Origin of the sequence: Rhizobium sp. BK060, from assembly GCF_014193145.1 — a bacterium.
In the GTDB taxonomy this organism is placed as follows: Bacteria; Pseudomonadota; Alphaproteobacteria; order Rhizobiales; family Rhizobiaceae; genus Rhizobium.
Genome location: NZ_JACHYW010000040.1, coordinates 15,669 through 27,591 on the forward strand (window position 1 = coordinate 15,669; position 11,923 = coordinate 27,591).

Genomic DNA, 11,923 nt, shown 5'->3' on the forward strand with positions numbered 1-11,923 from the left:
CATTTCCTTGATTTGCAGGGTCTTTGGGGTGCGGCGGGCCTGATGAACTCTATTCTGTGCCTAGCTTATAGATTTGAGTCGTTTCGAACCATTTAGAAAGGGGTGGAAACATGAACAAGAATGAACTCGTGTCCGCAGTTGCCGAAAAGGCAGGACTCTCGAAGACCGACGCTGCTTCCGCAGTTGATGCTGTTTTCGAAGTCGTCCAGGCTGAACTGAAGGGCAAGGGCGACGTTCGCCTCGCTGGTTTTGGTAGCTTCACCGTCTCCCATCGCGCAGCCACGAAGGGCCGCAACCCGTCCACCGGCGCTGAAGTCGATATTCCGGCTCGCAACGTGCCGAAGTTCACGCCCGGCAAGGGCCTGAAGGACGCCGTTAACGGCTGATATGAATTTGCTTGTCGGCCGGGCAACGAGACCGGCGGTGCAAGTTTCGAAGGGTTCGGCCACGGCCGGACCCTTTTTGTATTTCGCGGACTTGTCGGCACGCGAGGTATGTCTTACGAAAATACTGTTCTCAGGGCGGGGTGAAAGTCCCCACCGGCGGTAAGGGCCTCGGCTCAAGTCCGCGAGCGCCTTTTGGCCGGTGTCGAAAGGGTCAGCAGATCCGGTGCAATTCCGGAGCCGACGGTTACAGTCCGGATGAAAGAGAATGAGCGGAGCGGGCGAGGGCGAATTCTGTCCTGGCTGCGGTATCGCGCTCATGCGTCCTGATTTGTGTTGGTTTCGGAAAGAAAACATGAATCAGACTTCCCCTACATTTTCTGCTTCGCGAGCAATGATCGGCGCTGCCTGGATGGTCGCTGCAGGCATCGCCTTCTCGATCCTCAATGTCGTCACGCAATGGCTGACGATGAGGCTCGCCTTCCCCTCCGCCTCTGCAGCCTTCTGGCAATATGCCTTTGCGCTGGTCTTCTCGTTGCCCTTTCTCCGGCGCGTCGGCTTTGGAGCAATGCGAACGCGCTATCCTTGGCGTCACGTCGTGCGTGTCGCCTTGGCAGCCTTCGGTGTGATGACCTGGGTCGCAGGGCTTGCGTCCGTGCCGATCTGGCAGGCGATCGCCCTGGTAATGACTTCGCCATTCTTCATCATCATGGGCGCACGCATCTTCCTTGGTGAATACATCGGCCTCGCACGGTGGGTGGCGACTGGCACCGGCTTCGTCGGAGCGATGATCATCCTGCAGCCCTGGTCGGACAGCTTCAGTTGGGCGGCGCTCCTTCCAATCCTCTCGGCGCTTCTCTGGGGTGCCTCGTCGCTGATCACCAAGAGCTTACCGGGGTCGAACGGCCGGAAACCATCACCGTCTGGCTGCTGGCTCTCCTGACGCCCATCAACGGCGGATTGGCGGTCGCCGCGGGATTCAGCATCCCTTCCGGTATGACGCTCCTGCTTTTCGTTGCGGCAGGCCTCCTCACCGTGATGGCCCAGTATTTCTTGACACTTGCCTATTCAACGGCCGATGCCGCCTACATCCAGCCCTTCGACGATCTCAAGCTGCCGCTCAATGTTTTCGCCGGCTGGTTGGTCTTTGGTTATGCGCCGACCGGCTATTTGTGGTTGGGGGCGATGCTGATCCTTGGTGCATCGCTCTTCATCATGAGGAACGAAATGAAGAAGGAACGGGAGACCGGCTAGCGCAGTCAGAATGTGACGGCAGTGTCATTCCGGTGTCATGCCTATCCCGCAAAACCCCTTTGTTTGAATTCATGGGGGATTTCATGACAACTCTATCGCGCAAGACAGTGCTCGTTGCAGCGCTTCTGACGACGGCCGCGTTTCCGGCCGCCGCAGAGCCCGTTTTCAACCGCATCGCAACTTTTCCGGTGGCATCCAACCTGCCCGAGGGAAAAGACAAGCTTTCGGCCACTTCGGCGGAAATAATCACGGCCACCGACGACGGCATGACGCTGATCTATAGCGATAGCCCGCTCGGTGCGATCGGATTTGTCGATATCTCAGACGCCAAGGCGCCGAAGGCCGGGGGCGCGCTGATGATGGACGGCGAGCCGACCTCCGTGACGTCCGCCGCCGGCAAGGCGCTGGTGGCCGTCAATACGTCAGAGAGCAAGGCGAAGCCCTCGGGGCGCCTTGCGATCGTCGACGTTGCAACCAAGAAGGTCGAGAGCAGCTGCGATCTCGGCGGCCAGCCGGATTCGATCGCACTCAACAAGGACAAGACGCTCGGCGCGATCGCGATCGAAAACGAGCGTGACGAAGAGGTGAACGACGGCAAGATTCCACAGATGCCGGCAGGCGAGCTCGCCGTGTTCCAAGTCAAGAACGGCACGGTCGATTGCAGCTCGATCAAGCACGTCACGCTGACAGGCCTTGCGGGCATTGCGCCCGAAGATCCGGAACCAGAATTCGTCTCGTTCAACGACCAGAACGAGATTGCCCTGACCCTTCAGGAAAACAACGAAATCGTCATCATTGACGCGGCAACTGCAACGGTGAAGACGCACTTCTCCGCTGGCAGTGTCGATCTGGCCGGCATCGACACCAAACGCGATGGTGCCCTGAAGTTCACCGGCGAACTCAAGGGCACCCCCCGTGAGCCTGACGCGGTGAAGTGGCTCGACAATAACCGCCTGGTCGTTGCCAACGAAGGCGACTATCAAGGCGGCTCGCGCGGTTTCACGATTTTCGACAAGACCGGCAAGGTGCTCTACGAATCCGGTGCTTCCTTCGAACGTGCCGTCGCCAATATCGGCCACTATCCGGACAAGCGTTCATCCGCCAAGGGCGTCGAGCCGGAAGGTCTGGAAGTGGCGACGATCGGAGGCCAGAAATACATATTCCTGCTCGCAGAGCGCGCCTCTGTCGTCGGCGTCTACAGGGATACCGGTGCGGAGCCTGAACTGGTCCAGATTCTTCCGTCCGGCGTTTCACCTGAAGGCGCTGTGGCCGTACCGACGCGCAATCTCCTCGCGACCGCCAACGAAGTCGATCTTGGCGAGGACGGCGGCCCACGGTCGCACGTGATGCTCTACGAACTCGCCGAGGGCGAGGCGGCCTATCCGCAGATCGTTGCGGCCGAGAAGGATAGCAACCCGGTCGGCTTCGCGGCGCTTTCCGGTCTTGCTGCCGTTCCGGAAAAGTCGGGACAGCTGTTTGCCGTCAGCGATAGTGTCCTCGGCATGCAGCCGACGATCTACACGATCGACGCAACCAGGAAGCCGGCCGTGATCACCGAAACGCTGACCGTAAAGCGCGACGGCCAACCGGCACAGAAGCTCGACATCGAGGGTGTGGCCGTTGATGAAAAGGGCTGGTTCTGGCTGGCGTCCGAAGGCAACACTGAGAAGCTGGTGCCGCACGCTCTCTATCACGTCAATCCGAAAGGCGAGATCAAGGAAGAGATCTCACTTCCCAAAGAATTGGCAGCGAACGAAATCCGCTACGGCTTCGAAGGTGTGACGATCGTCGGCTCCGGCGACGACGCGACGCTCTGGATGGCCGTCCAGCGCGAGTGGAAGGATGACGAGAAGGGCCTTGTCAAACTTGTTTCCTACAATCCGAAAAGCAAGGAGTGGGGTGCCGTCCGCTATCCGCTCGACAAATCCGAAGCGGGCTGGATTGGTCTCTCCGAAATCTCCGCTCATGGCGATAGCGTCTACATCATCGAACGCGATAACCTTGTCGGCGACGCAGCGAGACTGAAGAAGCTCTACAAGGTAGCGATATCGGACCTGAAGCCCGCCAAGCTCGGTGGCGAACTGCCGGTCGTCAAGAAGATTGAAGCCCACGACTTCCTTCCGGAGCTGAAGACCGCCACCAATGGCTATGTCCTCGACAAGCTCGAGGGCTTCGTTTTCGATGCCTCCGGCAAGGCCTACGCGGTCACGGACAATGACGGCGTCGATGATTCCTCGGGCGAAACTCTGTTCTTCCAGGTCAATCTCGTTGGCACAAACTGAGATTGGCATGAAACAGAATGGCCGGGTCTACGCCCGGCCATTTTTCTTGCGGCTGCTTTACCAGCGCTGGTGGACATAAGGAGCGACGAGGCGCTCGTAGATCTCGCGTGTGGCGTCCATCACCTCATGCGAGAGCGGCGCGAGACTTGCCGCCGCCGCGTTGGCGCGTGCCTGTTCGGCATTGCGTGCACCCGGAATGACGACGGTGACTGCATCGCTCATCAGGATCCAACGCAGCGCGAAGGCCGCCATCGTCGCGCCAGCGGGAACGAGCTTGCGCACTTCCTCCACCGCCTGCAGGCCGACCTCGAAGGGAACGCCAGCGAACGTCTCACCGACATCGAATGCCTCGCCGTGACGATTGAAATTGCGGTGATCGTCGCTCGCAAACTTCGTATCGCGGGTGATCTTTCCGGAGAGCAGACCACTTGCAAGCGGCACGCGGGCGATGACGGCGATGTTCTTCCGCCGCGCCTCCTGGAAAAACAGGTGATCGGGCCGCTGACGGAAGATGTTATAGATGATCTGGATGCTGACGACGCCAGGATACTCGATCGCCTTCAGCGCTTCCTCGACCTTCTCGACGCTGACGCCGTAGCCCATGATCTTGCCGGCCTTCTGCAGCTCATTCAGGGCTTCGAAGACCTCCGGGCGATAAAGCACTTCTGTCGGAGGGCAGTGCAACTGCACGAGGTCGAGGCCGTCGACGCGCAGATTCTTGAGACTGCGATCGATGAAGCCTTCGAGGTTGGCCTTGGTGTAGCCATCGGCGACATGCGGGTTCAGCCGGCGCCCTGCCTTGGTCGCAACCATCGGCCGTTCGCCGCCACGGCTCGCAAGAACGTCGGCAATGATCTTTTCCGATCGGCCGTCGCCATAGACGTCGGCGGTGTCGATGAAGGTCATGCCGGCGTCGAGCGCCGCATTCAGGGCGTCGCGGCCGTCGGCTTCGCTGACATCGCCCCAGGCGCCGCCGATCTGCCATGCGCCGAAGCCGATATTCGTGACGGTATGGGGCAGGTGGCCGAAAGAATGCTGTTTCATGGAAATCCTCCGCGTGATGAAATGCCTCGCCCTAGCAGTCGCCCAGGCAAGGAGCAAGCGCCTGCAGCTGAGATAGGGCGGCATCGCCGGAGCGCCGCCATTTCTTCTGCGGAGCGACATGAACGCCACGATTCGGAGCGCGCTCTGCTATCCGCGGTTATCGTCGGATTCGCTCCTGTCTCCGATTGGTGACAAGGCGCTGTGGTCAGGGCCACGCAGCCTGGGACCGAGCAATGCGTCGCTTGGACAATGAAGCCGCTTGGCTTACGGTCGCCTGGACAGATCGTCATGCTCGAAAAGGAAACGTCGATGGAGATCAAACCCTGCGGATCGCGGCCCTCTATGAAGGCGCCGAAAGAATATTTCACGGGGTCGGTCCGTCAGGACCCACTGATGGACGCGCCAACCCCGGCAAGGGTGAGGGTGGTCAGCGTCACGTTCGAACCGGGCGCTCGAACCGCCTGGCATACGCACCCGTTGGGGCAGACCCTGATCGTCACCGCAGGCAAGGGGCTGGCGCAGAGCGAGGGCGGCCCCCTTCGTGAAATTTGCGCCGGCGACACGGTCTGGTTCGCGCCGGGCGAAAAGCACTGGCATGGCGCCGGACCCGATACCGCAATGACCCACATCGCGATCCATGAAGCGCTGGACGGCAGCGCCGCCGACTGGATGGGACAGGTCAGCGACGAGCAATACGCAGGAAAGGCCTGAAGCGGCTCAGAGGCGCTTCAGGCAATAGGAAAAGTGAGCGTGCGATTCGACCGTCAGGAACTCGAATTGCCAGCCATAGTCCTTGCAGAACTTGGTGACCGCTTCGACGACGCCGTAGACGATCGGCTTAACGGCATTGCCGGTGCAAAAGTCATGCCCGGCGATTCTTCCCGTTCGTTTCACTTTCTTCTCGCACAGCAGGAGTTCCTGCCAGGTGAGCCCGAAGGAATGATCGGTGTCGATGTAAGCCCAGTCGAGAAAGTCATCTTCGAATTCGGCGAGCTTTTCGAGCGATGTGCCCTGCATCAGGTGCAATTGGCCACTCTCTATCTGGTCTTTGAACTGATTGTGGATTTGATCGAGCCCCGAACTGTAGCGGTCCATGCTCCAAGGATCGATCAGGTAAAGCTGTGCAGGCCGATTCTTCTCAAGGATTTCCGCCGTATACTCCCCAAAGGCAGCTCCAACTTCGACGCCGATGCCGCCGTTCGGGATACGGTAGAGCAATTCGCTCCGATCAGGCAGCAGCCGTGCATTTTCCATATGGTGCGTGCTCAACTGTGTGCGCGGCATACTAGCCCGCTGTGCCTGCCGTTCCTCGCGTGTCTTCATGATGATGTCTCGGATAATGCGTGTGTTGTTGGACCTTGCGGCCCGCGGGAACCACCTTATAGCCAGCGCAACGCGATGTTGGCTAGGCTTCTTCGGGAGGCGCAACGACAGATCGCTGCGATCTGATCTTACCGATAGATCAGCCAGTCCTTGGGCACATGCGAGACATTGGCCACACCATGGACAGAGACGTTGTCTCCGCCCGATGCCTTGGCCATGCCGAGCGCCTGTTCGGCGAATGCTATAAGCGCATCAGCCGTCCGGGCTTCCTTCGACATACATATCCCGACCGAGAATGAAATTGGCGCTGCCCGTTTTCCCGATACGGGATGCACCACCGGCAATCCCCTAAGCCGATCGCGGAGCCTATCGACAAGCCGCATGATCTCCGTCTCGTCCGCCGTTCGGAAAATGAAACCGAAGCGCCCCCGATCGAAGCGGCAGGCCAGATCCTTTTCACCGAACATCGCCTGGATCAACTCGCCGATTTTCCTGAGGACGGGCTCAAGAAGGTTTGGAACGGCTGCAATGGTCTCGTAGCGGTCGATATCCGCAAAGGCGATTCCGCACAGATCAGGCAGTCCTGATTTCTCATAGACATTGGCGAGTTCCTTGTTGAATACCCGACGGTTCCCCAGGCCGGTCAACGTATCGACAAATCTTGCGGCGTTTGCCGCGGCGGCCTCGCGCTGTACCTCCTCGAGCTTCTGGGATTTTTCCACCACCTTGGAAGCGAGCATTGCACTTTGCGCCTCGCGAGTATGTGTTGCCGAGCTTACCGATTGCAGCGATCGCGTGAGCGCGGCCGTGTCTGTCACATCATTGGCTTCAAAGACGCGGGCCGCTTGGCTGATGATACTTCCGTAGCGCGTCAGTGCTGACTTTTCCTCGTTGAGTAGGGAGAGAATGCTCTGCAGTTCCTGCTGCACCTGGCCGGAACGGGCCTCGAGCAGGCTGCCTTCGAAGTGGTGGGGCAGGTAACGGCGTCCGATTCCATCCAGGGCCTCCTGTGTCTTTACCGGGCCAAGTGATCTTAGCTCGCGGGCGAGATCCGGACTGTTGCCAGTCAGGGCCTCGAATACGAGCTCATAGTTGCGCGGCAGCCCTTCGATTCCAAGTTGTTGCAAAACCGTTGCAATGCGAAAGGCTAGATTCGTGTGCGTATTGGACTGCACCAGATGCCCTCTCCGACGTGACTTCGTCTTTACCACTGACGAGGCTGGGTGACATGAGCGGCGGCCATGGCCGGCTGTGTCACTATTGCAGGCAAGCTATGCTGGAAGCTTTTCCTGCAACCGCTTGCGCTGTGCCGGAAAGCAGAAGAATGACGTATGTAGAAAGCCACCGCGGAACATCATGCTCCGTATGACAAACAACTTATGAGGACAATACTGCGCCCGCTCAATTAAAACGAAGTAAATGAGCACTCTGGCGCAGCGAGGGGGGTACGCAACGCACGCCACCTGCTCGAGCGGATCCGATACGTTGCCATCATCAGCAGCAAACTATGAGTATGTAGGAAAGAAATGGTGGGCGATGAGAGACTCGAACTCCCGACATCCTCGGTGTAAACGAGGCGCTCTACCAACTGAGCTAATCGCCCTCGCGAGATCGGTCCGGTTCGGCCCGCCGCGTCGGTGGCCGTGATCTATGCGGATCGCGGACAAACCGCAAGAGTGTTTGTGAAGATTTTTTGATTTTTTTGAATGGAGCTGCTCACCCGGCTTTCGTCTCGGCGATTTCTGAGCTGTAGAAAGCCGCCGGCGAGTACAGCGTGAGGGCTCGGGGATTGATTGCTTGTGCAAGCCCGACAAGCACTCCTCTAATAATACACTGAATTTGCCTAGGGATTTTCGTTCTCCAAAAACAATTCGCAGACTGTCATCGTTTTGTCTCCAAAGCTGCTTGACACTCAAATGCGAACCCCTTAGTTAGCCGCTCATCGAAGCGGCGAAGCTGCTTTGACACGGACGCGAAAGCTTCCGGATCGCTTGAAATGAATGCGGGTGTAGCTCAGTCGGTTAGAGTGCCGGCCTGTCACGCCGGAGGTCGCGGGTTCGAGCCCCGTCACTCGCGCCATTTCAAAATGGAGTGCCGTGTGGCGCTTGGTCCGGTCCTTCTGTCCACGATGCGCGGGTGTAGCTCAGTCGGTTAGAGTGCCGGCCTGTCACGCCGGAGGTCGCGGGTTCGAGCCCCGTCACTCGCGCCATTTTCTTCTCTCTTTCTATAATATGGTGTCCCGGGCGAGCGTCGGTTTTCGCAGTTCTCTCTTGGTTTGGACTTTCTCCTTTGTTGCGAGCCATGCAATATCCGACGGGCTGACATGCAGTCTGAATCAACTAGTGTGGATTTGTCGCGACATCATTGCATCTGCTTGATAATGTCGCGCCTCGACAGTCGAATTGGTGCTCTAAAAGTCTTGCGCCCTGGCGCTGGCTGCGCTAACGACGGCTCTGTTGCAACGCACGTTCGCTTGCCGGGCAATTGCCCACTGGTGCCTTCCTGGCGCAGCCGCAAGCAGGGATGAACCTGATGACTGGACTGCTCAGTTCCTATATTCCGATCGCTATTTTTATTGGTATCGCCCTTGTAATCGGCCTGGCGCTTCTGATCGCGCCGTTTGCCGTTGCCTTCAAGGCGCCCGATTCGGAAAAGCTTTCGGCTTTCGAGTGCGGCTTCAATGCATTCGACGACGCTCGCATGAAGTTCGATATCCGTTTTTATCTGGTGTCGATCCTCTTCATCATCTTCGACCTCGAAGTCGCCTTCCTCTTTCCGTGGGCTGTTTCGTTCGGCGCGATCGGCTGGTTTGGTTTCTGGTCCATGATGGTCTTCCTCGCTGTGCTGACCATCGGCTTTATTTATGAATGGAAAAAGGGAGCCCTGGAATGGGAGTAGCCCAAAGCGATAAGGCGCTCGTCGCGCCGCACCCGAAAGGCGTCATCGACCCGGCAACGGGCAAGCCGATCGGCAGCGACAGCGCCTTCTTCGGCGAAATCAACGATGAACTGGCCGATAAGGGCTTTCTCGTTACCTCGACCCGCGATCTCATCACCTGGGCCCGTACGGGCTCGCTGATGTGGATGCAATTCGGTCTTGCCTGCTGCGCAGTCGAAGGCCTGATGCAGGTCTCCGGTCCGCGTTACGACATGGAGCGCTTCGGTGTCGCTCCGCGCGCGTCGCCGCGCCAGTCTGACGTCATGATCGTTGCCGGCACGCTGACCAACAAGATGGCGCCGGCGCTCCGTAAGGTCTATGACCAAATGCCTGAGCCGCGCTATGTTATCTCTATGGGATCCTGCGCCAACGGCGGCGGTTACTATCACTATTCCTATTCGGTCGTGCGTGGTTGCGACCGTGTCGTTCCTGTCGATATCTACGTGCCGGGCTGTCCCCCCACGGCAGAAGCGCTGCTCTACGGGGTGCTGCTTCTGCAGAAGAAGATCCGTCGAACCGGAACGATCGAGCGCTAAGGGCGGAGGACTGTCATGACTGAAGCCTTGAGCGAACTGTCTTCGTATCTCCGCGAGATGCGGGGCGATCTCTTTGTCGATGCAGCCATCAGCTACAATGAGCTTAACGTGACTGCGACGCCGGAAACGATTCTGGCGCTGCTGACGTTCCTGCGCGACGATGCGCGCTGCGGTTTCATCAGCATGATCGATATCTGCGGTGTCGACTGGCCGCAGCGCGAAAAGCGCTTCGACGTCGTATATCACCTGCTGTCGCCGAAGCAGAACCTGCGCATCCGCATCAAGGTCGCCGTGGCTGACGGCGAGTCGGTGCCGTCGGCAACCGGCGTTTACAAGGGTGCCGAGTGGTTCGAGCGCGAAGCCTGGGACATGTACGGCATTCCCTTCTCCGGTCATGCTGACTTGCGCCGTCTTCTCACCGACTACGGTTTCGAGGGGCACCCGCTGCGCAAGGACTTCCCGACAACCGGTTACGTCGAGGTGCGTTATGACGATGCTGCCAAGCGCGTTGTCTACGAACCCGTCGAGCTGAAGCAGGAATTCCGCAATTTCGACTTCATGTCCCCTTGGGAAGGCACCGAATACGTGCTGCCGGGAGACGAGAAGGCGGCGAAGTGAAGATGAGCTCGGATTTCTTGAAGCCTCTCTGTTCGCCGTCTCATGCCAATTGCCAGCGCGGAGCGCGTCGCTATGACTGAACATAACGTTCGCAATTTTACGATCAATTTCGGACCGGAGCATCCGTCCGCGCACGGTGTTCTGCGCCTCGTGCTTGAACTCGACGGTGAAATCATCGAGCGCGTCGATCCGCATATCGGCCTTCTGCATCGCGGGACCGAAAAGCTGATCGAGACGAAGACCTACCTGCAGGCCGTTCCCTATTTCGATCGTCTCGACTACGTCGCGCCGATGAACCAGGAACACGCTTTCGCGCTCGCCGTCGAAAAGATGCTGAAGCTCGAGATTCCGATTCGTGGCCAGCTGATCCGTGTTCTCTACTCGGAAATCGGCAGAATTCTGTCGCACATCATGAACGTGACGACGCAGGCGATGGACGTCGGCGCGATGACGCCGCCGGTCTGGGGCTTCGAAGAGCGCGAAAAGCTCATGGTGTTTTACGAGCGCGCCTGCGGCGCCCGTATGCACTCTGCCTACTTCCGTCCGGGCGGCGTCCACCAGGACATTCCGCCGGAACTGGTCGAGGACATCGGCAAGTGGTGCGATCCGTTCCTGAAAATCCTCGATGATATCGAAGGGCTTCTGACCGACAACCGCATCTTCAAGCAGCGTAACGTCGATATCGGTGTTGTGTCGCTGGCGGATGCGTGGTCGTGGGGATTTTCGGGCGTGATGGTGCGCGGTTCGGGCGCTGCCTGGGACCTGCGCCGCTCGCAGCCCTATGAGTGCTACAACGATATGGAATTTGACATTCCGATCGGTAAGAACGGCGACTGCTACGATCGCTACCTGATCCGCATGATCGAAATGCGCCAGTCGGTTCGTATCATGAAGCAGTGCGTCGAGCGCCTTATGGGAAGTGCGAAGACCGGTCCGGTCTCGTCGATCGACGGCAAGGTCGTTCCGCCGAAGCGCGGCGAGATGAAGCGTTCGATGGAAGCGCTCATCCACCACTTCAAGCTCTATACGGAAGGCTATCATGTGCCGGCCGGCGAGGTTTACGCGGCTGTCGAAGCGCCGAAGGGCGAATTCGGCGTCTACGTGGTCGCCGATGGCAGCAACAAGCCCTACCGCTGCAAGATTCGTGCACCGGGCTACGCGCACCTGCAGGCGATGGACTTCCTCTGCAAGGGGCACATGCTCGCTGACGTGACAGCCGTGCTCGGCTCGCTCGATATCGTGTTCGGTGAGGTAGACCGCTGATGAAGCTGTTGCGGCTTGTCGCTATCGTTCTTTTCGCTGCTTCCGGGGCCTTCGCCCAGGAAGTCGGCGGAATGGGGCCGAAGCTGGGCCAGGACGAGGTGCAGCCACCGGCGGCAAAGGCCTCTCTGGGTGAGCTCTTGTCCAAGGGCTATGAAATCAAGGCCGCCGTTCCGAACGGCGGCAAGTTCGTTGTGTTTTTGCAAAAAAACCAGTCGGCCTACGCGTGCGAGATGAAGTCTCTGACGGCATCGCAGTGTGGGACCATAAACTGACAAGGCGTGAG

Annotated in this window: 11 protein-coding genes, 3 tRNA genes, 1 pseudogene and 1 riboswitch; of the genes and pseudogenes, 11 read left to right on the plus strand and 4 right to left on the minus strand. The window is 58.9% G+C overall.

Features of this window, described 5'->3' with window-relative positions:
• Window positions 1-110: 110 nt before the first annotated feature.
• The 3 genes and pseudogenes from hupB to FHT71_RS28890 all read left to right on the plus strand — a co-directional run bounded on the left by hupB (window position 111) and on the right by FHT71_RS28890 (window position 3,919).
• Entirely contained in the window at window positions 111-386 is a 276-nt protein-coding gene (hupB, locus tag FHT71_RS28880) for a DNA-binding protein HupB (protein ID WP_007531759.1), read from the plus strand.
• Window positions 387-508: 122 nt separating this feature from the next.
• Window positions 509-657: riboswitch (FMN riboswitch) on the plus strand.
• 81 nt (window positions 658-738) lie between these two features.
• A pseudogene (locus tag FHT71_RS28885) lies at window positions 739-1,637 on the plus strand (DMT family transporter).
• A 71-nt stretch (window positions 1,638-1,708) separates the two neighbouring features.
• Window positions 1,709-3,919: an esterase-like activity of phytase family protein gene (locus tag FHT71_RS28890; RefSeq protein WP_183723025.1), complete on the plus strand. Its 2,211-nt coding sequence runs from the start codon at window positions 1,709-1,711 to the stop codon at window positions 3,917-3,919.
• 57 nt (window positions 3,920-3,976) lie between these two features.
• On the opposite strand, the gene FHT71_RS28895 is transcribed toward FHT71_RS28890, so the two are convergent.
• The gene (locus FHT71_RS28895) at window positions 3,977-4,963 is read right to left on the minus strand and encodes an aldo/keto reductase (protein ID WP_132593972.1); all 987 of its coding nucleotides are present in this window, start codon (window positions 4,961-4,963) and stop codon (window positions 3,977-3,979) included.
• Window positions 4,964-5,272: 309 nt separating this feature from the next.
• On the opposite strand from FHT71_RS28895, the gene FHT71_RS28900 reads away from it, so the two are divergent.
• Window positions 5,273-5,674 (plus strand): cupin domain-containing protein, encoded by a 402-nt coding sequence (locus tag FHT71_RS28900; RefSeq protein ID WP_132594000.1) that lies wholly within the window; start codon window positions 5,273-5,275, stop codon window positions 5,672-5,674.
• A gap of 6 nt (window positions 5,675-5,680) precedes the next feature.
• Here the strand turns inward: FHT71_RS28900 and FHT71_RS28905 are convergent, their stop codons facing one another.
• The 3 genes from FHT71_RS28905 to FHT71_RS28915 all read right to left on the minus strand — a co-directional run bounded on the left by FHT71_RS28905 (window position 5,681) and on the right by FHT71_RS28915 (window position 7,889).
• Window positions 5,681-6,286 (minus strand): class I SAM-dependent methyltransferase, encoded by a 606-nt coding sequence (locus tag FHT71_RS28905; RefSeq protein ID WP_132593974.1) that lies wholly within the window; start codon window positions 6,284-6,286, stop codon window positions 5,681-5,683.
• A 128-nt stretch (window positions 6,287-6,414) separates the two neighbouring features.
• The gene (locus FHT71_RS28910; protein ID WP_132593976.1) at window positions 6,415-7,461 is read right to left on the minus strand and encodes a GGDEF domain-containing protein; all 1,047 of its coding nucleotides are present in this window, start codon (window positions 7,459-7,461) and stop codon (window positions 6,415-6,417) included.
• A 352-nt stretch (window positions 7,462-7,813) separates the two neighbouring features.
• Window positions 7,814-7,889, minus strand: a tRNA-Val gene (locus FHT71_RS28915).
• 399 nt (window positions 7,890-8,288) lie between these two features.
• On the opposite strand from FHT71_RS28915, the gene FHT71_RS28920 reads away from it, so the two are divergent.
• The 7 genes from FHT71_RS28920 (at window position 8,289) to FHT71_RS28950 (ending at window position 11,912) form a co-directional block, all read left to right on the plus strand.
• Window positions 8,289-8,365, plus strand: a tRNA-Asp gene (locus FHT71_RS28920).
• Window positions 8,366-8,418: 53 nt separating this feature from the next.
• A tRNA-Asp gene (locus tag FHT71_RS28925) sits at window positions 8,419-8,495 on the plus strand.
• A 323-nt stretch (window positions 8,496-8,818) separates the two neighbouring features.
• Complete coding sequence (locus FHT71_RS28930) at window positions 8,819-9,184, plus strand: NADH-quinone oxidoreductase subunit A (protein ID WP_007789653.1); 366 nt, start codon at window positions 8,819-8,821, stop codon at window positions 9,182-9,184.
• Window positions 9,175-9,759, plus strand: coding sequence for an NADH-quinone oxidoreductase subunit B (locus FHT71_RS28935; protein ID WP_007789655.1), 585 nt, complete (start codon window positions 9,175-9,177; stop codon window positions 9,757-9,759). Before FHT71_RS28930 ends, FHT71_RS28935 begins: the two co-directional genes overlap by 10 nt.
• A gap of 15 nt (window positions 9,760-9,774) precedes the next feature.
• The gene (locus tag FHT71_RS28940) at window positions 9,775-10,377 is read left to right on the plus strand and encodes an NADH-quinone oxidoreductase subunit C (RefSeq protein ID WP_183723019.1); all 603 of its coding nucleotides are present in this window, start codon (window positions 9,775-9,777) and stop codon (window positions 10,375-10,377) included.
• A gap of 72 nt (window positions 10,378-10,449) precedes the next feature.
• Window positions 10,450-11,640 (plus strand): NADH-quinone oxidoreductase subunit D, encoded by a 1,191-nt coding sequence (locus FHT71_RS28945; RefSeq protein WP_007789658.1) that lies wholly within the window; start codon window positions 10,450-10,452, stop codon window positions 11,638-11,640.
• Window positions 11,640-11,912, plus strand: a complete 273-nt coding sequence (locus FHT71_RS28950) for a hypothetical protein (RefSeq protein ID WP_132593982.1) — start codon at window positions 11,640-11,642, stop codon at window positions 11,910-11,912. Before FHT71_RS28945 ends, FHT71_RS28950 begins: the two co-directional genes overlap by 1 nt.
• Window positions 11,913-11,923 lie beyond the last annotated feature (11 nt).